The 21,073-nt window shown below is 71.8% G+C and carries 19 protein-coding genes and 1 tRNA gene; 19 read left to right on the top strand and 1 reads right to left on the bottom strand.

Annotated elements, in window-relative coordinates:
* The first annotated feature begins 5 nt into the window (after nucleotides 1-5).
* From rodA to HHX31_RS25095, 10 genes are all read left to right on the top strand, one after another.
* Complete coding sequence (gene rodA, locus HHX31_RS25140) at nucleotides 6-1,178, top strand: rod shape-determining protein RodA (RefSeq protein WP_169950811.1); 1,173 nt, start codon at nucleotides 6-8, stop codon at nucleotides 1,176-1,178.
* A 103-nt stretch (nucleotides 1,179-1,281) separates the two neighbouring features.
* Nucleotides 1,282-3,204, top strand: coding sequence for a TIGR03960 family B12-binding radical SAM protein (locus HHX31_RS25135; protein ID WP_169950810.1), 1,923 nt, complete (start codon nucleotides 1,282-1,284; stop codon nucleotides 3,202-3,204).
* A 94-nt stretch (nucleotides 3,205-3,298) separates the two neighbouring features.
* Entirely contained in the window at nucleotides 3,299-4,027 is a 729-nt protein-coding gene (locus HHX31_RS25130; protein ID WP_169950839.1) for a TIGR03936 family radical SAM-associated protein, read from the top strand.
* Between the two features lie 105 nt (nucleotides 4,028-4,132).
* Nucleotides 4,133-7,021, top strand: a complete 2,889-nt coding sequence (locus HHX31_RS25125) for an Rne/Rng family ribonuclease (RefSeq protein WP_169950809.1) — start codon at nucleotides 4,133-4,135, stop codon at nucleotides 7,019-7,021.
* A 187-nt stretch (nucleotides 7,022-7,208) separates the two neighbouring features.
* Nucleotides 7,209-7,523, top strand: coding sequence for a 50S ribosomal protein L21 (gene rplU, locus HHX31_RS25120; RefSeq protein ID WP_169950808.1), 315 nt, complete (start codon nucleotides 7,209-7,211; stop codon nucleotides 7,521-7,523).
* Nucleotides 7,524-7,568: 45 nt separating this feature from the next.
* The gene (gene rpmA, locus HHX31_RS25115) at nucleotides 7,569-7,826 is read left to right on the top strand and encodes a 50S ribosomal protein L27 (RefSeq protein ID WP_079320039.1); all 258 of its coding nucleotides are present in this window, start codon (nucleotides 7,569-7,571) and stop codon (nucleotides 7,824-7,826) included.
* A 96-nt stretch (nucleotides 7,827-7,922) separates the two neighbouring features.
* Entirely contained in the window at nucleotides 7,923-9,272 is a 1,350-nt protein-coding gene (gene obgE / locus HHX31_RS25110; protein WP_169950807.1) for a GTPase ObgE, read from the top strand.
* A gap of 14 nt (nucleotides 9,273-9,286) precedes the next feature.
* Nucleotides 9,287-10,417, top strand: coding sequence for a glutamate 5-kinase (proB, locus tag HHX31_RS25105; RefSeq protein ID WP_311932227.1), 1,131 nt, complete (start codon nucleotides 9,287-9,289; stop codon nucleotides 10,415-10,417).
* Between the two features lie 14 nt (nucleotides 10,418-10,431).
* Nucleotides 10,432-11,688, top strand: coding sequence for a glutamate-5-semialdehyde dehydrogenase (locus HHX31_RS25100; RefSeq protein WP_169950806.1), 1,257 nt, complete (start codon nucleotides 10,432-10,434; stop codon nucleotides 11,686-11,688).
* Nucleotides 11,689-11,830: 142 nt separating this feature from the next.
* A complete protein-coding gene (locus tag HHX31_RS25095; RefSeq protein ID WP_169950805.1) occupies nucleotides 11,831-13,375 on the top strand; it encodes a serine/threonine-protein kinase in 1,545 nt (514 codons plus the stop codon).
* A 47-nt stretch (nucleotides 13,376-13,422) separates the two neighbouring features.
* Here HHX31_RS25095 and HHX31_RS25090 read toward each other — a convergent pair whose 3' ends face one another.
* Complete coding sequence (locus HHX31_RS25090) at nucleotides 13,423-14,442, bottom strand: M48 family metallopeptidase (protein WP_396711618.1); 1,020 nt, start codon at nucleotides 14,440-14,442, stop codon at nucleotides 13,423-13,425.
* 105 nt (nucleotides 14,443-14,547) lie between these two features.
* Between HHX31_RS25090 and nadD the strand changes: the two genes are divergently transcribed.
* From nadD to HHX31_RS25045, 9 genes are all read left to right on the top strand, one after another.
* Entirely contained in the window at nucleotides 14,548-15,159 is a 612-nt protein-coding gene (nadD, locus tag HHX31_RS25085; RefSeq protein WP_169950803.1) for a nicotinate-nucleotide adenylyltransferase, read from the top strand.
* A gap of 176 nt (nucleotides 15,160-15,335) precedes the next feature.
* Entirely contained in the window at nucleotides 15,336-15,740 is a 405-nt protein-coding gene (gene rsfS / locus HHX31_RS25080) for a ribosome silencing factor (RefSeq protein ID WP_142645833.1), read from the top strand.
* Between the two features lie 25 nt (nucleotides 15,741-15,765).
* A complete protein-coding gene (locus HHX31_RS25075) occupies nucleotides 15,766-16,401 on the top strand; it encodes a histidine phosphatase family protein (RefSeq protein ID WP_169950802.1) in 636 nt (211 codons plus the stop codon).
* A gap of 91 nt (nucleotides 16,402-16,492) precedes the next feature.
* Nucleotides 16,493-16,565: transfer RNA gene (locus tag HHX31_RS25070), tRNA-Ala, on the top strand.
* Between the two features lie 106 nt (nucleotides 16,566-16,671).
* Complete coding sequence (locus HHX31_RS25065) at nucleotides 16,672-17,766, top strand: glutamate--cysteine ligase (protein WP_169950801.1); 1,095 nt, start codon at nucleotides 16,672-16,674, stop codon at nucleotides 17,764-17,766.
* A gap of 137 nt (nucleotides 17,767-17,903) precedes the next feature.
* The gene (locus tag HHX31_RS25060; protein ID WP_169950800.1) at nucleotides 17,904-18,257 is read left to right on the top strand and encodes a hypothetical protein; all 354 of its coding nucleotides are present in this window, start codon (nucleotides 17,904-17,906) and stop codon (nucleotides 18,255-18,257) included.
* The gene (locus HHX31_RS25055) at nucleotides 18,254-18,640 is read left to right on the top strand and encodes a hypothetical protein (RefSeq protein ID WP_169950799.1); all 387 of its coding nucleotides are present in this window, start codon (nucleotides 18,254-18,256) and stop codon (nucleotides 18,638-18,640) included. Before HHX31_RS25060 ends, HHX31_RS25055 begins: the two co-directional genes overlap by 4 nt.
* Nucleotides 18,641-18,734: 94 nt before the next feature.
* Entirely contained in the window at nucleotides 18,735-20,141 is a 1,407-nt protein-coding gene (locus tag HHX31_RS25050) for an MFS transporter (RefSeq protein WP_169950798.1), read from the top strand.
* Nucleotides 20,142-20,212: 71 nt separating this feature from the next.
* The gene (locus tag HHX31_RS25045; RefSeq protein WP_169950797.1) at nucleotides 20,213-20,872 is read left to right on the top strand and encodes an SRPBCC family protein; all 660 of its coding nucleotides are present in this window, start codon (nucleotides 20,213-20,215) and stop codon (nucleotides 20,870-20,872) included.
* The last annotated feature ends 201 nt before the right edge of the window (nucleotides 20,873-21,073 follow it).

Raw genomic sequence — 21,073 nt, 5'->3', positions numbered from 1 at the left:
CAGCCATGACTGAGGCCATCGGAATACGGCGGGGGTCGTTCGCGAGCCGGGTCGTCGGCCGGGGATCGGTCGTCTGGCGGATGGACTGGCTGCTGTTCGGGGCGGTGGTCGCGCTCAGCGCGATCGGCACCCTGCTGGTGTGGTCGGCCACCCGCACCTGGTCGTCGATCGAGCCGACGGGCATGGCGAAGAAGCACGTGCTCAACCTGCTCATCGGCCTGGCCCTCTACAGCGCGGTGGCCGTGACCGACTACCGCTGGCTGCGCACGTACGCGCCGGTCCTGTACGGCATCGCCGTCCTCGGGCTGATCCTGGTCATCAGCCCGATGGGATCGACGATCAACGGCCACCACTCGTGGATCCTGCTGGGCGGGGGCTTCGCCCTGCAGCCGGCCGAGCTGATGAAGCCGGCACTGGTGGTGATCCTGGCGCGGCTGCTTGTCCCCGTGTCGGAGAAGGGGAAGAAGAAGGACCGGCCGAGGGCCTCGGGTGTCGCGCTGTCCCTGGCGGCGGCGGGCGGCGCGGCGGCGCTGGTCATGCTGCAGCCGGACCTCGGCACCACGATGGTGCTGATGGCGACGACCGGCGCGATCATCGTCTTCGCCGGGATCCGCAAGCGCTGGGTGGTGGCCGGCGTGCTGCTCACGGCCCTGGCGGGGGCGGCGGTGTGGTCGATGGGGCTGCTCAAGCCGTACCAGGTGGCGCGGTTCACCGCCCTCATCGACCCGTCCAGCGACCCGCGGGGCGTGGGGTACAACAGCACCCAGGCGCTGGTGGCGATCGGGTCGGGCGAGGTGTTCGGCAAGGGCCTGTTCCACGGTGGCCAGACCACGGGACGGTTCGTGCCCGAGCAGCACACCGACTTCATCTTCACCGTCGCGGGCGAGGAACTCGGCTTCGTCGGGTCGGTCACCGTGGTCGCCCTGCTCGGCGTGGTGCTGCTGCGGGGGGCGCGGATCGCCCGGATGTGCGGCGACCGGTTCAGCGCGCTCGTCTCCGGCGGCATCGTCGCGTGGCTGGCCTTCCAGACGCTCGTCAACGTCGGCATGACGATCGGCATCATGCCGATCACCGGAGTGCCGCTGCCGTTCGTCTCCTACGGAGGCACCGCGACGTTCGCGAACATGACGGCGATAGCCATCCTGCAGGCGATCCATCTGAGATCTCGGCCGGTCTGACGCTCGCCGGGCGGCGGCGAGCGGCCGGCGGCGCGACCTGGCACCCCCTCCGAAGGCCGGAAGATCCGCAGGGGACACTCCCGGGAGCCGATACCCTGGAGGCATGTCTGTCGAGTCGTTGTTTCCCCGCCTGGAGCCGCTGCTGCCGAAGGTGCAGAAGCCGATCCAGTACGTCGGGGGCGAGCTTAACTCGACGGTCAAGGACTGGGACGAGGCGACCGTCCGGTGGGCCCTGATGTACCCGGACGCCTACGAGGTCGGCCTGCCCAACCAGGGGGTGCAGATCCTCTACGAGATCCTCAACGAGCTGCCCGAGACGCTGGCGGAGCGCACCTACGCGGTGTGGCCCGATCTCGAGGCGCTCATGCGGTCCGAGGGCGTTCCGCAGTTCACCGTGGACGGCCACAGGCCGGTTCGCGCGTTCGACGTCCTCGGGGTGTCGTTCGCCACCGAACTCGGCTACACCAACCTCCTCACCGCGCTCGACCTCGCGGGGATCCCGCTGGACGCGGTGGACCGCACCGACGAGGATCCGATCGTGCTGGCGGGCGGCCACGCCGCGTTCAACCCGGAGCCCATCGCCGACTTCCTCGACGCCGCCGTGCTCGGCGACGGCGAGCAGATCGTCATCGCGATCTCCGAGGTGCTGCGCGAGTGGAAGGGCGAGGGCTCGCCCGGCGGCCGCGACGAGTTGCTGTTGCGCCTCGCCTCCACCGGCGGGGTGTACGTCCCGAAGTTCTATGACGTCGAGTACCACCCGGACGGCCGCATCAAGCGCGTCGTCCCCAACCGCGACGGCGTGCCGACGCGCGTGTTCAAGCACACGGTCATGGACCTCGACGAGTGGCCGTACCCGAAGAAGCCGCTGGTGCCGCTCGCCGAGACCGTGCACGAGCGGTTCAGCGTGGAGATCTTCCGGGGCTGCACCCGGGGCTGCCGCTTCTGCCAGGCGGGGATGATCACCCGTCCGGTGCGTGAGCGGTCGATCACCACGGTCGGCGACATGGTCGAGGCGGGGATCAGGGAGTCCGGCTTCAACGAGGTCGGGCTGCTGTCGCTGTCCAGCGCGGACCACTCCGAGATCGCCGACATCACCAGGGGCCTCGCCGACCGGTACGAGGGCACTCAGACCGGCCTGTCCCTGCCGTCCACCCGGGTCGACGCGTTCAACATCGACCTGGCGAACGAGCTGTCCAGGAACGGCCGCCGTTCCGGGCTCACGTTCGCGCCGGAGGGCGGGTCGGAGCGGATGCGCAAGGTGATCAACAAGATGGTCACCGAGGAGGACCTGATCCGCACGGTCACCACCGCCTACTCCAACGGGTGGCGGCAGGTGAAGCTCTACTTCATGTGCGGGCTCCCGACCGAGGAGGACGAGGACGTCCTCGGCATCGCCGACCTGGCCAAGAAGGTCATCAAGGCGGGCCGTGACGCCACGGGTTCGCGCGACATCCGCTGCACGGTCTCCATCGGCGGGTTCGTGCCCAAGCCGCACACCCCGTTCCAGTGGGCGGCCCAGTCCGACCACGAGACGGTGGACCGCCGGCTGCGCGCGCTGCGCGACGCCCTGCGCTCCGACAAGGAGTACGGCAGGGCCATCGGCTACCGCTACCACGACGGCAAGCCCTCGATCGTGGAGGGAATGCTCTCGCGGGGCGACCGCAGGGTGGGCAGGGTCATCCGCGCCGTCTGGGAGGACGGCGGCCGGTTCGACGGCTGGAGCGAGCACTTCTCGTTCGAGCGTTGGATGGCGGCGGCGGAGCGCGCTCTCGCCGACGTGCCGGTCGACGTGGACTGGTACACGACGCGCGAGCGGGACGAGCACGAGGTGCTTCCCTGGGACCACCTCGACGCCGGCCTCGACCGCGAGTGGCTGTGGCAGGACTGGCAGGACGCGGTGAACTCGGTCGAGGTCGAGGACTGCCGCTGGACGCCCTGCTACGACTGCGGCGTCTGCCCCACGATGGGGACGGAGATCCAGATCGGCCCCACGGGCAGAAAACTGCTGCCACTGACCGTGATCTGACGCTCACGGCCTATCCTGAATGACGATCGATCGACATCGGAAGGACGACGGACCTCTGAAACCCGTTCCCGACGGGCCCGCGCCCGAACCCACGGTGCAGCGGCTGCGCGTGCGCTACGCCAAGCGGGGCCGCCTGCGCTTCACCAGCCACCGCGACATCTCCCGCGCCGTCGAAAGGGCGGTCCGCCGAGCCGGTATCCCGGTGGCCTACAGCGCGGGCTTCAACCCCCACCCGAAGATCTCCTACGCCGGCGCCGCCCCCACCGGAGTGGCGAGCGAGGCCGAGTACCTCGAGATCGGGGTGAACCGGCCGTGCGACCCGCGGCGGGTCCGCGACGACCTCGACGCCTCGCTGCCGCCGGGGCTGGACGTGCTCGACGTGGTGGAGGCGCGGGACGGGAACCTGGCCGACCGGCTGGAGGGCTCGATGTGGGAGCTGCGGCTCCCCGGGGCCGATCCGGGCGAGGCCGAGCGCGCGGTGAAGGAGTTCCTGGCGGCCGGCCTGGTGGAGGTCGAGCGCCTGACCAAGAAGGGAATGCGGCGATTCGACGCCCGGCAGGCGGTGCGTTGGCTCGCCGTGGTGGAGGAGCCGGGAATTCCGGCAGGCCAGGAGACCGTTCAACCCTGTGTCATACTTCGTATGGTTGTTCGGCACGAAACACCTGCCGTCCGGCCCGATGACGTGCTCATGGGTCTGCGTCTCGTGGCAGGCTTCGCGCCGCCGTCACCCCCAGCGGTGACCAGGCTGGCGCAGGGGCCGCTCGACGCGACCGGTGAGCCCGCCGACCCGTTCGCCTTCGATCGGGCAGGCGGAGACCGATAAGACTTGCCGCCGAGGCGCCGACAGGAAGCCCGGCGGACCGCGAGAGAGACGAGATCCTCCGCGCGGCGCGGCAACGTGCCCGGAGGCTGACGGGAGAACGCCCGCATGCTCGACAACGAGCCCACTGACGGGGCTGTGAGCCTTGACGGTGGCACGACAGGTGACACGACGACAGAAGAACACGGCCACGCCGGGGGAGACGCGGTCTCCCCGGGTCCCTCGGTCGTGTCAAAAACGCCCCGCCGGCGATCGGCGAGCCGTCCGGCCGGGCCTCCGCCCGAGCCGGAGGACCTGCCGCCGCCCGTGACCACGGTCGTCGCCGCCGAGACAGTGTCGCCGGCGCGGGACGAGGCGGTGGCGACGCAGGATCCGGTCGCGCAGGAGGAGCCGGTCGCGAAGGAGCGGCCCAAGCGGGTCACCCGCCGCCGCGCCAAGACCGCCGAGGTCGTGGAGACTCCGGCCGCCGAGACACCGGTCATCGAGGCACCGGTCATCGAGACACCGGCCGCGGAGACGTCCGTTCCTGAGGCGGCCGTTCCTGAGGCGGTCGTTCCTGATGCGGCCGTGGACGACGAGCCGGCCACGCCGGCCCGGCGTCGCCGCACCCGCAAGAGGACCGAGGAGACCGAGCCGTCCCCCGAGCCGGAGCGTGCGACGCAGGCCGAGGAGCCCGCCGTGCCCACCGCTTCCCGGCGGCGGCGCCGCGCCCGCGCGGAAGAGCCGGCGCCGGAACGATCCAGGGCGATGAGCGCCGCCGAGGCGGAGGTCGCCGCCGCTCTCGGGCTCAACCTCCCCGACGAGGAGCCGCTGGACGACGAGCCGATCGACATCGAGGACATCGACATCGAGGAAGACGGCGGGCGGCGGGACGTGGTGGCCGACCCCTTCGGGCTGTCGGCGCAGCAGCCGTCCGTGCCGTCGGTGACCTTCCAGGCGCCGTCGGCGCTGTTCCAGCCGATCTTCCAGGCCCCCGACCCGTTCGCGGTGCCCGCGCAGCGGCCCACCTCGCCCCCCGCCGAGCCGGCGCGGGCCGAGGACGAGGAAGCCGAGGAGCCTGAGGAGACGAGCGAGTCCGGCGAGGACGAGTCCGACACCGAGGGCGGCGCCCGCAGGCGGCGTCGCCGTCGTGGCGGACGCGGCCGGGGCGCCCGCGGCAGGGACGCCGAGGACGGCGAGGAGTCCGAGGGCGAGGCAGAGGGCGAGGAGCCGCAGGCCGCGTCGGGCGACGAGGAGGACCACGAGCAGGCGGAGGACGACTCCGAGGGCCAGACGGGCACCCGTCGTCGCCGCCGTCGCCGTCGTCGCGGCACCGAGGAGGCCGAACTGGCCCCCGACGACCCGCCCAACACCGTCGTCCGCATCCGGGCGCCCCGCGCCACCAGGTCCACCTCGGCGGACGAGGTCCAGGGCGTACGGGGATCGACCCGGCTGGAGGCGAAGAAGCAGCGCCGCCGTGAGGGCCGCGAGCTGGGCCGCCGCCGTCCGCCGATCATCACGGAGTCGGAGTTCCTGGCCCGCCGCGAGTCGGTCGAGCGGGTCATGGTCGTGCGCCGCCAGGGCGGCCGCACCCAGATCGCGGTGCTCGAGGACGGCATCCTGGTCGAGCACTACGTCGACCGCGAGTCCAGCCAGTCGTACGTCGGCAACGTCTACCTCGGCAAGGTCCAGAACGTGCTGCCCTCCATGGAGGCGGCGTTCGTGGACATCGGCAAGGGCCGCAACGCGGTGCTTTACGCCGGCGAGGTGAACTTCGACACCGCCGGGATGGAGGGCCAGCCCAAGCGGATCGAGGCGGCGCTGAAGTCCGGGCAGTCGGTGCTCGTCCAGGTGACCAAGGACCCGATCGGCCACAAGGGCGCCAGGCTGACCTCCCAGATCAGCCTCCCCGGCCGCTACCTGGTCTACGTGCCGGACGGCTCGATGACCGGGATCAGCCGCAAGCTGCCCGACAAGGAGCGGGCCAGGCTCAAGCAGATCCTGCGCAAGGTCATGCCGGAGAACGCGGGCGTCATCGTGCGCACGGCGGCGGAGGGCGCCTCGGAGGAGGAGCTCAGCCGCGACGTGGCCCGGCTGTCGGCTCAGTGGGAGAACATCCAGCGCAAGGCCAAGTCGGCCAGCCCGCCGGAGTTGCTGTCCGGCGAACCCGACCTGACCGTGCGGGTGGTCCGCGACGTCTTCAACGAGGACTTCGGCTCCCTGGTCGTCGAGGGCGACGAGGCGTGGACGACGGTGGACGAGTACGTCCGCTACGTCGCCCCGCACCTCGCCGAGCGTCTGACGAAGTGGGAGGGGGAGACCGACGCCTTCTCCGCCTACCGGATCGACGAGCAGATCGCCAAGGCGATGGAGCGCAAGGTGTGGCTGCCGTCCGGCGGCTCGCTGGTGATCGACAGGACCGAGGCGATGACGGTCGTCGACGTCAACACCGGCAAGTTCACCGGGCAGGGCGGCAACCTCGAGGAGACCGTCACCCGCAACAACCTGGAGGCGGCCGAGGAGATCGTCCGTCAGCTCAGGCTGCGGGACATCGGCGGCATCATCGTGATCGACTTCATCGACATGGTGCTGGAGAGCAACCGCGACCTGGTGCTCCGGCGGCTGCTGGAGTGCCTGGCGCGGGACAGGACGAAGCATCAGGTGGCCGAGGTAACCTCGCTCGGCCTGGTGCAGATGACGCGTAAGCGGGTCGGTCAGGGCCTGCTGGAGGCGTTCTCCACGCCGTGCGACTGCTGCCACGGGCGCGGGATCATCGTGTCGACCGAGCCGGTCGAGTCGAAGCCCGAGCCGCGCGGCACGCAGGGCAAGATGGCCATCGAGAAGTCGGTGGCGGAGAAACTGGCGGCGAGCGAGGGATCGGTCGCCGCGGCGTCGGGCTCGGCGCGCGAGAGCGTCACCGACGCCATCGGCGCCGAACCCGCCAACTCCGACGAGGGCGACGACTCCGCGCCGGCTCCCCGGGGGCGGCGACGTTCCCGCAGGAAGACGGCGGAGTAGCGACTTCGTCATCCGGCGATCCGCTCGGTTCGACCTGGGTGCCGAATATCCGGTACCCTGGTCAACCGGTGCGCCTGGTGTCGGCGTGCCTGGCTTCGCGCGCCTGCCCGGATCGCCGGTCGTCAATCGACAGCAGCTGGATGCGGGGCGCGGCATCTCAGCATTTAGCCAGTAGAAGGGTTCCGCGGTGTACGCGATCGTTCGTTGCGGCGGCAGGCAGCAGAAGGTCTCCGTCGGGGACGTCCTCGAGGTTGACAAGGTCGGCGGCGAGGTTGGCTCCTCGGTGTCGCTGCCGGCGGTGCTCGTCGTCAACGACGGCGATGTCACCACCGACGCTGCCACGCTTTCCCGGTTCCAGGTGACCGCCGAGATCCTCGGCGAGACCAAGGGGCCGAAGATCCGGATTCTGAAGTACAAGAACAAGACCGGATACAAGAAGCGCCAGGGTCACCGTCAGCGGTACACCCAGGTCAAGGTAACCGGCATCAACCCCGGACAGTAGTTTCCCGGGGGACGACCCCCGCTTACCCCCGAAAGGGAGTGAATCATGGCACACAAGAAGGGCGCCTCGTCCACCCGGAACGGTCGTGACTCGAACGCTCAGCGCCTCGGTGTGAAGCGTTTCGGCGGTCAGCTGGTGAACGCCGGCGAGATCATCGTCCGTCAGCGCGGCACGCACTTCCACCCGGGCGACAACGTCGGCCGTGGTGGTGACGACACGCTGTTCGCCCTGGCCGCGGGCCGGGTGCAGTTCGGCACCAAGCGCGGTCGCCGCGCGGTGAGCATCGTCCCGGCCGCGGAGTAGATCCGCCGGGGACACCAGCTAGCAGCACGATGAGGCGGATCGAGCATTCGGTCCGCCTCATTCGTTTTTTCATACGGCAGTAAGGGGGAGCGGCTGATGGCCGACTTCGTGGACCACGTCGTCCTGCACATCAAGGCGGGTGACGGGGGCAACGGCTGCGCCTCCATCCACCGGGAGAAGTTCAAGCCGCTGGGCGGGCCCGACGGAGGCAACGGGGGACGCGGCGGCGACGTCATCCTGGAGGTGGATCCCAACACCGCCACTCTGCTGGAGTATCACCACCGGCCGCACCGCCGCGCGGGCAGCGGCAAGCAGGGCATGGGCTCCAACCGGGACGGCGCCAACGGGGAGGACATCGTCCTTCCCGTGCCCAACGGCACGGTCGTGAAGGACGCCAGGACCGGTGAGGTGCTGGTCGACCTGGTCGGCGCCGGCACCCGGTACGTCGCCGCGCAGGGCGGCTTCGGCGGCCTCGGCAACGCCGCGCTCGCCAACGCCAAGCGCAAGGCCCCGGGTTTCGCGCTGCTCGGCGAGCCGGGCGACGAGGCCGAGATCGCGCTCGAACTGAAGACGGTCGCCGACGTGGCGCTGGTCGGGTTCCCCAACGCGGGCAAGTCGTCCCTGATCGCGGCGCTCTCCGCGGCCCGGCCCAAGATCGCCGACTATCCGTTCACGACGCTCATCCCCAACCTGGGCGTGGTGACGGCGGGCGAGACGGTCTTCACGGTCGCCGACGTGCCGGGGCTCATCCCGGGGGCGTCGCAGGGCCGGGGCCTCGGCCACGAGTTCCTGCGGCACGTCGAGCGCTGCTCGACGATCGTCCACGTGCTCGACTGCGCGACGGTCGAGCCCGGGCGCGACCCGGTCACCGACTTCGAGGTGATCGAGGCGGAACTCGCGGCGTACGGGTCGCTGCAGGACCGGCCGCGGCTGGTCGCGCTGAACAAGGTCGACGTGCCCGACGGCCGTGACCTCGCCGACATCGTCACGCCCATGCTGGAGGAGCGTGGCCTGCGGGTCTTCGAGATCTCCGCGGCCAGCCACGAGGGCCTGCGGCCCCTGGCGTTCGCGATGGCGGAGATGGTGGCGACGGCGCGGGCGCAGGCTCCGGTCGAGGAGCCCACGCGGCTGGTCATCCGGCCGAGGCAGTTCGGCGAGACCGGGTTCTCCGTGCGGCGCGTCGACGAGAACCGCTTCCAGGTGACCGGTGAGAAGCCCGAGCGGTGGATCAGGCAGACCGACTTCTCCAACGACGAGGCCGTCGGTTACCTGGCCGACCGCCTCGAACGGCTCGGGGTGGAGGAGGCGCTGATCAAGGCAGGCGCGGCGGCCGGCGCCGAGGTGATCATCGGCCCGATGGAGGGCGGCTACGTCTTCGACTGGCAGCCGTCGCAGGGCACGGAGGCGACCATGGGCCCGCGCGGCAGCGACGCGAGACTCGGCTAGATCGGGGAGATGGCGTGACAGGCAGGGAGCGGATCCGCGAGGCCGCGCGGCTGGTGGTGAAGGTGGGGTCGTCGTCACTGACGACGCCCCGCGGCACGATCGACGTGGACCGGGTGGACGCGCTGGTCGACGTGCTGGCGGCCCGGTGCAAGGCCGGCACGCAGATCGTGCTCGTGTCGTCCGGCGCGATCGCCGCGGGGCTCGGGCCGCTGGGGCTGCGCGACCGGCCCAGGGACCTGGCCACCCAGCAGGCGGCCGCCTCGGTCGGGCAGGGCGTGCTGGTCGCCCGCTACACCTCCTCGTTCGCCAGGTACGGCCTGCGCGTGGGGCAGGTGCTGCTGACGGCCGACGACATGATGCGCCGGGTCCACCACCGCAACGCCCAGCGGGCGCTGGCCCGGCTGCTGGAACTCGGCATCGTGCCCGTCGTGAACGAGAACGACACGGTGGCCACCGACGAGATCCGGTTCGGTGACAACGACCGGCTCGCCGCGCTGGTGGCCCATCTCACCCACGCCGACGGGCTGGTGCTGCTGTCGGACGTCGACGCGTTGTACGACGGCGACCCGCGCAAGGACGGCGCCACCCGCATCGCCGAGGTCCGGGGGCCGCAGGACCTGGAGGGAGTCGAGCTCGGCACCTCCGGCCGGGTCGGCACCGGCGGCATGATCACCAAGGTGGAGGCGGCCCGCATCGCGACAGGGGCGGGTGTCCCTGTCGTGCTGACCGCGGCGGCGCACGCGGCGCAGGCGCTCGCCGGGGCCGACATCGGCACCTGCTTCCACCCGGGGGGCCGCCACCCCGGCACCCGCCTGCTGTGGCTCGCCCACGCCACGACCGGAAGGGGCCGCCTGCACCTGGACGCCGGCGCGGTCGAGGCCGTGGTCGGGGGGCGCAAGTCGCTGCTGCCCGCGGGGGTCGTGAAGGTCGAGGGCGACTTCGCCGCCGGCGACCCGGTCGACCTGTGCTCGCCGTCGGGCGCCGTCGTGGCCCGGGGGCTGGTCAACTACGACGCGGGGGAGATCCCCGACCTGCTCGGCCGCTCCACCCGGGAGCTGGCCAGCGCACTCGGCCCGGAGTACGAGCGCGAGCTGATCCACCGGGACGACATCGTGATATTGGAGCCTGTTCACCACCACAAGTGACGGAGCGCGAGGCAATGTCTGAGGCAGAGGAATTTCTGAAGGTCGCGCGGGCGGCGCGGGACGCCGCGACGGTGCTCGCGCCGATGCCGCGCGCGCCGAAGGACGCGGCGCTGCGTGCCGTGGCCGACGCCCTGGAGGCGGCCACGGACGAGATCGTCGCGGCCAACGCCGCGGACGTGGACCGGGCCAGGGAGAACGGCACCTCCGAGGCGATGATCGACCGGCTGCGGCTCGACGCCGGCCGGATCGCGAAGATCGCGGCGGCCGTCCGCGAGGTGGCGGACCTGCCCGACCCGGTCGGCGAGGTCGTGCGCGGCAGCACGCTGCCCAACGGCCTCGAGCTGCGTCAGGTGCGGGTGCCGCTCGGCGTCATCGGCATCATCTACGAGGGCCGGCCCAACGTGACCGTGGACGCGGCCGCGCTGTGCCTCAAGAGCGGCAACGGCGTGCTGCTGCGCGGGTCGTCCAGCGCGTACTCCTCCAACACCGCGCTGGTGCGCGTCATGCAGGAGGCGCTGGCGGCGACCGAGGTGCCGGCGGACGCCGTGCAGCTCGTGCCGGGCCGGACCCGTGAGTCGGTCAAGCACCTGATGCGCGCCCGCGGGCTGGTCGACGTGCTGATCCCGCGCGGCGGCGCCTCGCTGATCAACAGCGTGGTCGAGGAGTCGACCGTGCCGGTGATCGAGACGGGGGTGGGCAACTGCCACGTGTACGTGGACGCCGACGCCGACATCGACACCGCGCTCAAGATCCTGGTGAACGCCAAGGCGCAGCGGCCCTCGGTGTGCAACGCGGCCGAGACGCTCCTCGTGCACGCCGCCATCGCCGACGAGTTCGTGCCCAGGGCGCTGACGGCGCTCAAGGACGCGGGGGTGACCGTCCACGGGGACGAGCGGGTGCGGGCCTACGGCGCCGACGTCGTGGCCGCGACGGAGGAGGACTTCTCCATGGAGTACCTCTCGCTCGACATCGCCGCGGCCGTGGTCGACTCGCTGGACGACGCGGTCGCGCACATCCGCAGGTACGGCTCGGCCCACACCGACGCCATCGTGACCCGCTCCCAGCAGGCCGCCCGCAGGTTCGTGGCGACCGTCGACTCGGCGGCGGTCGCGGTGAACGCCTCGACCCGTTTCACCGACGGCGGGGAGTTCGGCTTCGGGGCGGAGATCGGCATCTCCACCCAGAAGCTGCACGCCCGCGGCCCGATGGGACTGCCGGAGCTCACCTCCACGAAGTGGATCTACACCGGCGAGGGGCACGTACGCGGCTGACGCCCGGACACGCGTGAGCACGGACAGCGGGCCGCCCCGGCGCCGCCGCGGCCTGGTGCGCCGGTCGGCGGCGGCTTCGGCGCGCCGCCGACGGCGCGCCTCCGCCGATTCCGGCGGCCGGGCCGCTATGGTTGGCGCTCCTATGGCTGGACGTCTAGGGCGGGTCGGCCCCTACACGCTGCAGGAGCGACTGGGCCGGGGTGGCATGGGTGAGGTGTACCTCGCCGTGGGCCGCCGGGGCGACCCCGTCGCGGTGAAGATGCTCCGCGACCCCATAGAGAACGACCCGGACGCCCGGTTACGTCTCGAACGCGAAGTGCGGGCGCTGCGCCGGGTCGAGAGCCCGTACGTCGCCCAGGTGCTCGACGCCGACCTGTCCGGCGACCGGCCGTACCTCGTGATGGAGTACATCAAGGGGGAGAACCTCCTCGACGCCGTCCGGCGACGGGGGCCGCTGAAGGAGTCCAGGCTCGTCGCGCTGGCGCAGGGCCTCGCGGCGGCGCTGGCGATCATCCATGCGGGCGGGGTCGTGCACCGCGACGTCAAGCCGACCAACGTCCTGCTGGGCAAGGACGGCCCGGTGCTGATCGATTTCGGCATCGCCCAGGTGCTCGACGCGACGCGGGTCACGGTGACCGGCGCGTTCCTCGGCACGCCCGGCTACTGCGCTCCCGAGGTGTTCTCGGACGAGACGGTGGGCGAGCCCGCCGACGTCCACGGCTGGGCCGCGACCGTGGCGTTCGCCGCGACCGGACGGCCGACCTTCGGGCGGGGCACGGCGGAGTCGCAGATGTACGCCGTGCTGAACGGCAAGGCCGATCTCGTGGGGGTGCCCGCGGCCCTGCTGCCGCTGGTGCGGGCGGCGCTGCACCGCGACCCGGCCCGCCGTCCCACCGCCGCCCTGCTGGCCGACCGCCTGTCCCGGCTGGCCCGGGTCAGCGAGACGTCCGCCGACAGAGCAGAGAGGGCCGACAGAGCTGACAGGGCCGGGGACAGGGCCGGGGCGGAGCCGGCCGCCCGCCGTCCCGCCGCCGAGGCGGTCGCGCGGGTCCGTACGGAGGCGCCCGCGCGTGCCGCGGCGGGGAAGACGGCGGACCCCGCCGCGAAGGCCCCACAGGTCCGGCCCGCGGGCGGCCGCGCGGACACGCACGCGCCCGAGGGGGCGCTCGGCATCCCCACCGGGAACGCGGCCCTGGTCCTGGTCGCGCTGCTTGCCGTTCCCTGCGTGGTGACGTCGGTGGTCTACCCGCTCGCGACCTTCGCGATCACGGCGGCGTTCGCCGTGGTGACCAGGGCCGTATGGACTAGCCACTGGCTGGTGCGCGGCCGCAGACCCGGCCGCGCCCGCGCGCTCCTGCGTGCGCTGACGTTCCCGCTCACACTGGCGGGCTCGCTGCTTTCGGCCGTCGCCTGGCCGGGGCTGCCCGCCGCCGCGGCGGCGTTCGCGGCGCTGTGGGCGGGCTCGGGGGCGCGGCTCGAGCCGGAATGGTGGACGCGGCCGGTGCCCGTCACCATCGCCGGTGTCGTGTTCGGTGTCGTCAGCGGCGCGATCATCGGCCGGGAGATCGAGCGCGCGGGAGCGGCCATTCCCGGTCTACGGCGGGAGGGCCTGCGCGCGCTCGCCGTCCTGGGCGGCTTCGTCGCGCTCTGCGCGGCAGCCGTGCGCGCCGTGGCCTTCTTCTTCTGACTTCTTCTGACCGCCTCCGGCGACCCTCGCGGGTGTGTCTCCGGGGGTCAGTTCTCGCGGCGGGCGAAGCGGTTGAAGATGCGCTCGCCGGCGTTGACCGCGCCCTCGGCGACGTCGCGAAGCACGCCGATGAACGGGTCCTGCGACTGCGCCCACGACTCGCGGTAGGCGTTGGCCGCGGCCTTCATCTCGTCGGTGATGCTGGCGTTGCCGTCGTCCTCGCGCCGCGGGTAGGTGCCGGCGATGATCCGGTCGTACGCTCCGCTGCGGCGCCACCGGTCGAGTTCGGCGACCCGGGTCACCGCGAAGGGGTGGGTCGTGCCGAGCATGTTGAGGACCTTCAGCAGACCGTCGCGGACGTCGCCCGCGGTGTCGTACTCCCTGGCCTGGTCGAGGAACGCCTCGATGTTCATCTCGTGCAGGCGCGAGCCGCCGGCGAGCTTCATGAGCGCCCGCAGCGCGGCCTCGGGGTCCTGCCCGGCGAGCAGGCCGCCGCGGTCGGCGGACATCTCCGCCTTGCGCTGCCACTCCTCCAGGGCGGCGACGATGACCCGCAGGCCGATGTAGCCGAGCGGGATCCAGGCGACCCGCGTGGCCAGGCGGGTCAGGATCTCGAGCATCGTGCCGTAGACGGCGTGGCCGGACAGGATGTGCGAGGTCTCGTGGCCGATGACGAAGCGCAGTTCCTCGTCGTCCATCAGGTCGAGCAGCCCCGTCGAGACGATGATGAAAGGCTCGTCGAAACCGATCGCCATCGCGTACGCCCTCGGGTCCTGCTGCACGTAGATCTCGGGGATCCGGTGCAGGTCCAGGATGTAGGCGCTGTCACGGCCCATGTCGTGGAGGGCGCGGAACTGGGTGTCGGTCGTGCGCACCGCGGAGGCCAGGAACATCAGGCGGAGCCGGCGCTCGCTGAACAGACCCGAGGTGCGCTTGAGCACCGCGTCGAAGCCGGACAGCGACCGCATCGCGACCAGCGCGGAACGGTCTGCGGGATGTTCGTAGGCTCGTGAGCTGATACCGGTCAGCTGCACGCGATTGCGATCGGGAGTGGTCATGTCCCGCATGCTATGTCTCACCGGCCGGACGCGCGCGTGACGCCGTGAGGAGCGCGGGCCGTACGGGCCGGGCCGGTATCCGGCGGTGTCCGACAGGGGCGTTATGGTCCCTGCATGCGAAACGGGACGGCGATCCGGCGACTGGGCGTCATGGGCGGGACCTTCGACCCGATCCACCACGGCCACCTGGTGGCGGCCAGCGAGGTGGCCCACCATTTCGATCTCGACGAGGTGGTGTTCGTCCCGACCGGCCGGCCCTGGCAGAAGGCCGAGCAGACCGTGTCGTCGTCCGAGGACCGCTACCTGATGACGGTCATCGCCACCGCCTCGAACCCCCGGTTCTCGGTCAGCAGGGTGGACATCGACCGGCCGGGCCCGACGTACACGATCGACACGTTGCGGGACATCGCCGCGCTGTACGGCCCGGGGGTGGAGGTGTACTTCATCACCGGCGCCGACGCGCTCGCGCAGATCCTCAGCTGGCGCGACGTCGAGGAACTGTTCACCATCGCGCACTTCGTCGGCTGCACCCGGCCAGGCCACACGCTGAAGGACCCCGGCCTGCCGGCGGGCAAGGTCAGCCTGGTCGAGATCCCGGCCCTGGCGATCTCCTCGTCGGAGTGCCGGGATCGCGTGGCCGCGGGGGAGCCCATCTGGTATCTGGTCCCCGACGGCATCGTGCAGTACATCAACAAGCGCCACCTCTACCGCGATCCTGAGTCCTGACGGCTCGTTCGCGCAGGGAATTCAGGGGTCGCGAATGACGTTGAATTCCTGGTTCCGGGCATAACTCTGGAATCGCCGAGGTGTGCCGGTAGGGTCTCCCGGGGAAAGCCGGTTGTGGGGGACGCGCGAACTGTGCACCCTGGAAACAACCCGTCGACGGAGGACAGAACCGAATCGTGACAGCATCCGAGAGATCGATCCAGCTCGTGCGGGTGGCGGCGGAGGCCGCCGCGGAGAAGCTGGCCGACGACATCATCGCCTACGACGTGAGTGACCAGCTCGTCATCACCGACGCCTTCCTCCTCTGCTCCGCTTCCAACGACCGCCAGGTCCGCGCGGTCGTCGACGAGATCGAGGAGCGGCTGCGCGTCGAGGCCGACGCCAAGCCCGTACGCCGGGAGGGTGAGCGGGAGGGCCGCTGGGTCCTGCTCGACTACCTCGACATCGTGGTGCACGTGCAGCACGAGGAGGACCGCAACTTCTACGCGCTGGAGCGCCTGTGGAAGGACTGCCCGTCCATCGAGCTGCCGGAGAGCGTCAAGCGGGTGGCCGCCCAGCGTGGGCACGGAGCGGCCCGGTGACGGCCGAGCTCGCAGGGGCGGCGCGATGAGCCGTCGCGTGGTCTGCCTGCGGCACGGGCAGACCTTGTGGAATGTGGAGAAGCGCTTCCAGGGACACACCGACATCCCGTTGGACGAGACCGGCGTCGCGCAGGCGGCCCGGGCGGCCTCCCTGCTCGCGGCGCTGCGGCCGACCCTGCTCGTCTCCTCCGACCTGCGGCGCGCGTACGACACGGCGTCGGCCCTCGGCAGGCTCACCGGCATCGACGTCGTCGTCGACAAGGACCTGCGCGAGCGCGGCGGCGGTGAGTGGGAGGGCCTGACCCGCGACGAGATCAGGGCGGGCTGGCCGGTCGAGTACGAGGCGTGGGAGGCGCCGGGCGGCGAGGACGTGGCGTACGTCGCCGACCGTGTCGCCGACGCCGTCGGGCGCTGGGCGTCCCGTCTCGACGAGAACGGGCTGCTGGTCGTGGCCTCGCACGGCGCCGCGCTCCGGCTCGGGATCTGCCGGCTGCTCGGGCTGCCGCAGGAGCACTGGTCGGCGCTGGGCGGCCTCGGCAACTGCTCGTGGTCGGTCCTTGAGGAGGGCCGCCGCGGCTGGCGCCTCCTGGAGCACAACGCCGGAACGCTGCCGGAGCCGGTCAGCAGCGACGACAGCCCGGCCGCCACCGCCGACGCCTGATACAGGTGTGACAGGTGACGATTAGGTAAACGGACGGGCATCCCTATATGCTCGCCGAGCGCCGCGACGGGAACACCCAGAGCGGTGGCAAGGGGCTATAGCGCAGCTGGTAGCGCACCTCCATGGCATGGAGGGGGTCTGGGGTTCGAGTCCCCATAGCTCCACACGTATGGCTGTGGACATGTGATCACCCGCTCTCGGGATCCGAGCTCATCCGGCACTTCTGCCCCAGGTCAGGCCTATTTCGCGCCAGCGGGGTAGTTGCGGTTCATGACGAAGAGACGGCCTGTCGGCGTTGAAGAGGAGTTCCTTGTCGTCGATCTCGAGACCCGGCGGCTGACGCCGCTCGCGGAGTCGATGCTGGAGCGGTTGCCGGACGAGGGGTTCGCGGCCGAGTTGCAGCGGTCGGTGGTGGAGACCAACAGCACCCCGATGGAGGACCTGGCCGACGTGCGGGCCGAGATCGTACGGCTGCGCCAGGCGCTCGTGTCGGCCGGCGAGCCGCTGGGGGTCGGCGTGGTCGCCTCCGGCACGACCCCGATCACCGGAATCGACGGTTACACGTTCACCCCGGGGGAGCGCTACCAGTACCTGTGGGAGTCCTACCGGTTCCTCGCCGAGGAGCAGCTCATCTGCGGGGCGCAGGTGCACGTCGAGATCGACGACAGGGACGTGGCGGTGCTCGCCGCCCAGCGCGTCGAGGCGTGGCTCCCCCCGCTGCTCGCGCTCAGCGCCAGCTCGCCGTACTGGATGGACGGCGACAGCGGCTACGCCAGCAGCCGCGCCCTGACGTGGCAGCGCTGGCCGACGGCCGGCCCGCTCGGCCCGTTCGCCGACGCCGCCGCGTACGACAGGACGGCCGAGGACCTGGTGGCCTCGGGCGTGATCGAGGACCGGGGCATGGTCTACTTCGACCTGCGGCTCAGCGCCCACGTGCCGACGGTGGAGATGCGGATCTGTGACTCCTGCCCGCTCGCGGACGACGTGGTGCTGCTCGCGGGGCTGTTCCGCGCGCTCATGACCAGGGAGATGGAAGCCGTGGAGCGGGGCGAGCCGCCGGTCGGCGAGCAGCGCCTCGCCCTGCTGCGGGCGGCCAACTGGCGGGCGGCCCGCGACGGGCTGGAGGGCGACCTGCTCTCGCCGGTGACGAGCCGGCCGGAGCCCGCCCCGCGGATCATCGCCTGGATGCTGGAGGACCTGCGGCCGACCCTTGAGGAGCTCGGCGACTGGACGATCGTCTCCGAGCTCGCCGACGCCGCGCTGCGCCGGGGCAGCTCCGCCTCCCGGCAGCGCGGGGCGTACGCGGTCAACGGGAAGCCGGAGGACGCGGTCGACCAGCTGCTCGCGGAGACCCGGCAGCGTTGATCCGGCAGCGTTGATCCGGCGGCGCTGACCCGGCAGCGCTGACCAGACAGCGTTGACCAGAAAGGGGCGTGCGACGGGGCGGGTGCGCGGACCGGTAGCCTACTGGCCATGTCTGCGATCCCCGCCCCGAGCGCGGCATGAACGGCGCGTACTCCGGCTGGCTGATCGGCGCCGCTCTGCTGCTGGCGCTGGCCGCCGTCGTCACCGCCGTACGGGACCGGCCGATGGGGCCGGTCCTGCTGGTCGGGCTGGGGCTGCTGGAGCTGGCCGTGCTCGCGCAGGCGGGTTTCGCGCTGGCCGGGGTCGGCCGCGTCGCGGAGAAGGCGACCTTCGTCGGCTATCTGGCGGGCACCGTGGTGATCCCGCCCGCCGCCATGTGGTGGGGCCGGGCCGAGCGCACGCGCTGGGGTCCCGGGGTCATCGCGGTGGCCGCGTTCACCGTGGCCGTCATGACCGGCCGGCTGCTGCAGGTCTGGAACGCGGGGGCATGAGCGCTCCCGCCGGAACGGGGCCGGGGCGCGTGCTCGTGGCCGTGTACGGGATCTTCGCGCTGGCCGCGACGTCCCGCGCCGCCGTGCAGATGGCGACGCGGTTCGGCGAGGCGCCGCTGGCGTACGCGTTGTCGGCGTTCGCCGGAGTGGTCTACATCGTGCTAACGGTGGCGCTGGCCCGGGGCGCCCGGCGTCTGGCGCTGGCCGCCTGCCTGGTCGAGCTTGCCGGAGTGCTGATCGTCGGCACGCTGAGCCTGGCCGACCCCGCCGCGTTCCCCGAGGCCACCGTGTGGTCAGGGTTCGGCAGCGGGTACGGCTTCGTGCCGCTCGTGCTGCCCGTCGTCGGCCTGCTGTGGCTGCTGCGCGGCGTCCGGCGCTCTTAAGAGATTTTCGGGAGTTCGGGAACAAATGAGAGCTGTGGGGGCTTTGGTATCGAGTGAATCGTAGGATGACTGGATGAGGGGAGATGTTGCGGCGATGAGTGCGATCGTGGCGCGGAGGGGCGTGCCGCGTGCACCATGGGGAGCACGGCGGGGATCGATGGCGTGGCTGATCGCCGGGGGCATCGCCCTCGCCGCGCTCAACCTGCGCACCGCCGTGTCCAGCCTGGGAACCGTCCTCGACCAGGTGAGCGAGGGCCTCGGCATGTCGGGGGCGATGACGGGGCTCCTCACCACGCTGCCGGTGATGAGCTTCGCCCTGTTCGGCGCGCTGACCCCGGCCATGTCCCGCAGGGTGGGGGAGCACAGGCTGCTGCTGGCCGGCATCGTCCTGCTCGCGGTGGGGCAGGCGGCGCGCTCCCTCGTCGACTCCGCCGTGCCGTTCATGGCGGCGAGCGCGGTCGCGCTGGCGGGCGGCGCGGTCGGCAACGTCGTCATCCCCGCGCTGATCAAGAGGCACTTCCCGCGGCGGGCCGGCGCGATGACCACCGTCTACTCGACGGCTCTCGCCGCCGGGACGATGGTCGCCGCCGCCGCGACCGTTCCCGTGCAGCAGGCATCGGGAGGCAACTGGCACCTGGCACTGGGGGTGTGGGCGGCCCTGGCCGCCGTCGCCGCGATTCCGTGGCTCGCGCTTTGGCGCGGTGAGCCGGAGCGGCGCGACACTCCCCTGAGGGCCGGGGCAGAAGGCCTCCTGCGCAGCAGACTCGCCTGGGCCGTGGCCGGCTACTTCGGCTCGCAGTCGCTCATCGCGTACGTGATGTTCGGCTGGCTGCCTCTGCTGCTGCGGGACAACGGCTACACCGCCGCCCAGGCCGGCCTGGTCCTCGCCGTCTTCACCGGACTCGGCATCCCCGTCTCCATGGCGGTGCCCGCGCTGGCGACCCGGCTGTCCGGCCAGCGCCCGCTGGTGATCGCCTTCGCGGTGCTGTACGCGGCGGGCTTCGCGGGCCTGCTCACCGGGCAGGCGCTGTGGGCGTGGTCGATCCTCGTGGCCCTCGGCGGGGGCACGTTCCCGCTCGCGCTCGCGATGCTGGCCATGCGGACCCGCACGGCGGCGGGCACCGCCGCGCTCTCGGCCTTCGGGCAGAGCGCCGGCTACCTCATCGCGGGCGCAGGGCCGATCACGTTCGGCCTGCTCCACCAGGTCAGCGGCGGGTGGGCGCTGCCGTTCGGCCTGCTGTTCGCCGCCCTCGCCGCACAGGTGGTCACCGGCTGGTACGCCGCGGCCGACCGCGTGCTGGAGGACGAGACGCCTTCCGCGCCCGCCGGGCGGCGGGGCGACCACGTCTCCCGGGGCGTGCGCGACCTCGTGGTGGGGCGGGTGCGCAGGTCGGCGGGTGCGGCGCGGCACGCGCGTTCGGGCGACGGCGTCACCGTCCGTCCGCGCCTGACCCGTCCGGCCGGACGGCGTGCTGATCGCCGCAGGTCGCCCTGCCGCTGACGCGGCGCGCCGGGTTTAGCTCTCCCTGTCCGGGCAGGCGTATGCGGGAACCCACGAGAGAAGGAGGAGGCATGAGCTCGATCGAGCACTCTGTCGACGTGAATGTCCCGATCCGCACCGTGTACAACCAGTGGACGCAGTTCGAGAGCTTCCCGGAGTTCATGGAGGGTGTGGAGTCGGTCAAGCAGATCGGCGACACGCGCACCGACTGGGTCGTCGAGATCGCGGGCGTCCGCCGCGAGTTCGAGGCGGAGATCACCGAGCAGCACCCCGACGAGCGGGTGGCCTGGCGTTCGATGGACGCGCCGCGGCAGGCCGGCGTCGTCACCTTCCACCGGATCGACGACACCACGACCCGCGTCACGCTCCAGATGGAGTACGACCCCGAGGGCTTCCTGGAGAAGGCGGCCGACGCCCTCCAGATCGTCCGCATGCGGGTCAGGGGCGACCTGGAGCGTTTCAAGACGTTCATCGAGTCGCGTGGCGGCGAGACCGGCGCCTGGCGCGGCGAGGTTCCCGGCCCGCACCAGGGCGGCACGCACACCGGCGGGTCCGGCACGGGGTACGACATCGGTGAGCCGATGCCGCCTCAGACCGTGAGCCCCGGGTATCCGCGCGAGACTCCGCTGCCGCCGCCCGGCACGGGCCCGATCCCGCCCGCGCCCGGCACGGGTCCGGCGCCCGGCACCGGTCCTGTGCCGCCGCGCGACACCCCCGGCCCGGTGATCTGAGCAAGGTTTCGCCACGACAGGCCCGTCTCCCGCGACAGGGGAGACGGGCCTGTCGGTCGTGGGAGGGCCCGGCTTCCGAAGTGGCCGGGACAGCGGACAGCCCGAGGCGACCTGACCTCGCCTCGGGCTGTCACGATGCAAGACTAAGCCTTCGAGCTCCGGCCGTGCGCACCGGCACCCCCGAAAGTTCCTAAACGGTGA

Source organism: Microbispora sp. H11081 (genome assembly GCF_012999535.1).
Lineage (GTDB): Bacteria > Actinomycetota > Actinomycetes > Streptosporangiales > Streptosporangiaceae > Microbispora.
This window is presented reverse-complemented; position numbering and strand designations above follow the sequence as displayed.

Bases quoted from the DNA above. Each gene is read 5' to 3' on its own strand.
- rodA (WP_169950811.1), top strand. From the start codon at position 6: ATGACTGAGGCCATCGGAATACGGCGGGGGTCGTTCGCGAGCCGGGTC.
- HHX31_RS25135 (WP_169950810.1), top strand. From the start codon at position 1,282: ATGTCTGTCGAGTCGTTGTTTCCCCGCCTGGAGCCGCTGCTGCCGAAG.
- HHX31_RS25125 (WP_169950809.1), top strand. From the start codon at position 4,133: ATGCTCGACAACGAGCCCACTGACGGGGCTGTGAGCCTTGACGGTGGC.
- rpmA (WP_079320039.1), top strand. From the start codon at position 7,569: ATGGCACACAAGAAGGGCGCCTCGTCCACCCGGAACGGTCGTGACTCG.
- obgE (WP_169950807.1), top strand. From the start codon at position 7,923: ATGGCCGACTTCGTGGACCACGTCGTCCTGCACATCAAGGCGGGTGAC.
- HHX31_RS25100 (WP_169950806.1), top strand. From the start codon at position 10,432: ATGTCTGAGGCAGAGGAATTTCTGAAGGTCGCGCGGGCGGCGCGGGAC.
- HHX31_RS25095 (WP_169950805.1), top strand. From the start codon at position 11,831: ATGGCTGGACGTCTAGGGCGGGTCGGCCCCTACACGCTGCAGGAGCGA.
- HHX31_RS25090 (WP_396711618.1), bottom strand. From the start codon at position 14,442: ATGCGGGACATGACCACTCCCGATCGCAATCGCGTGCAGCTGACCGGT.
- nadD (WP_169950803.1), top strand. From the start codon at position 14,548: ATGCGAAACGGGACGGCGATCCGGCGACTGGGCGTCATGGGCGGGACC.
- HHX31_RS25075 (WP_169950802.1), top strand. From the start codon at position 15,766: ATGAGCCGTCGCGTGGTCTGCCTGCGGCACGGGCAGACCTTGTGGAAT.
- HHX31_RS25065 (WP_169950801.1), top strand. From the start codon at position 16,672: ATGACGAAGAGACGGCCTGTCGGCGTTGAAGAGGAGTTCCTTGTCGTC.
- HHX31_RS25060 (WP_169950800.1), top strand. From the start codon at position 17,904: ATGAACGGCGCGTACTCCGGCTGGCTGATCGGCGCCGCTCTGCTGCTG.
- HHX31_RS25055 (WP_169950799.1), top strand. From the start codon at position 18,254: ATGAGCGCTCCCGCCGGAACGGGGCCGGGGCGCGTGCTCGTGGCCGTG.
- HHX31_RS25050 (WP_169950798.1), top strand. From the start codon at position 18,735: ATGAGTGCGATCGTGGCGCGGAGGGGCGTGCCGCGTGCACCATGGGGA.
- HHX31_RS25045 (WP_169950797.1), top strand. From the start codon at position 20,213: ATGAGCTCGATCGAGCACTCTGTCGACGTGAATGTCCCGATCCGCACC.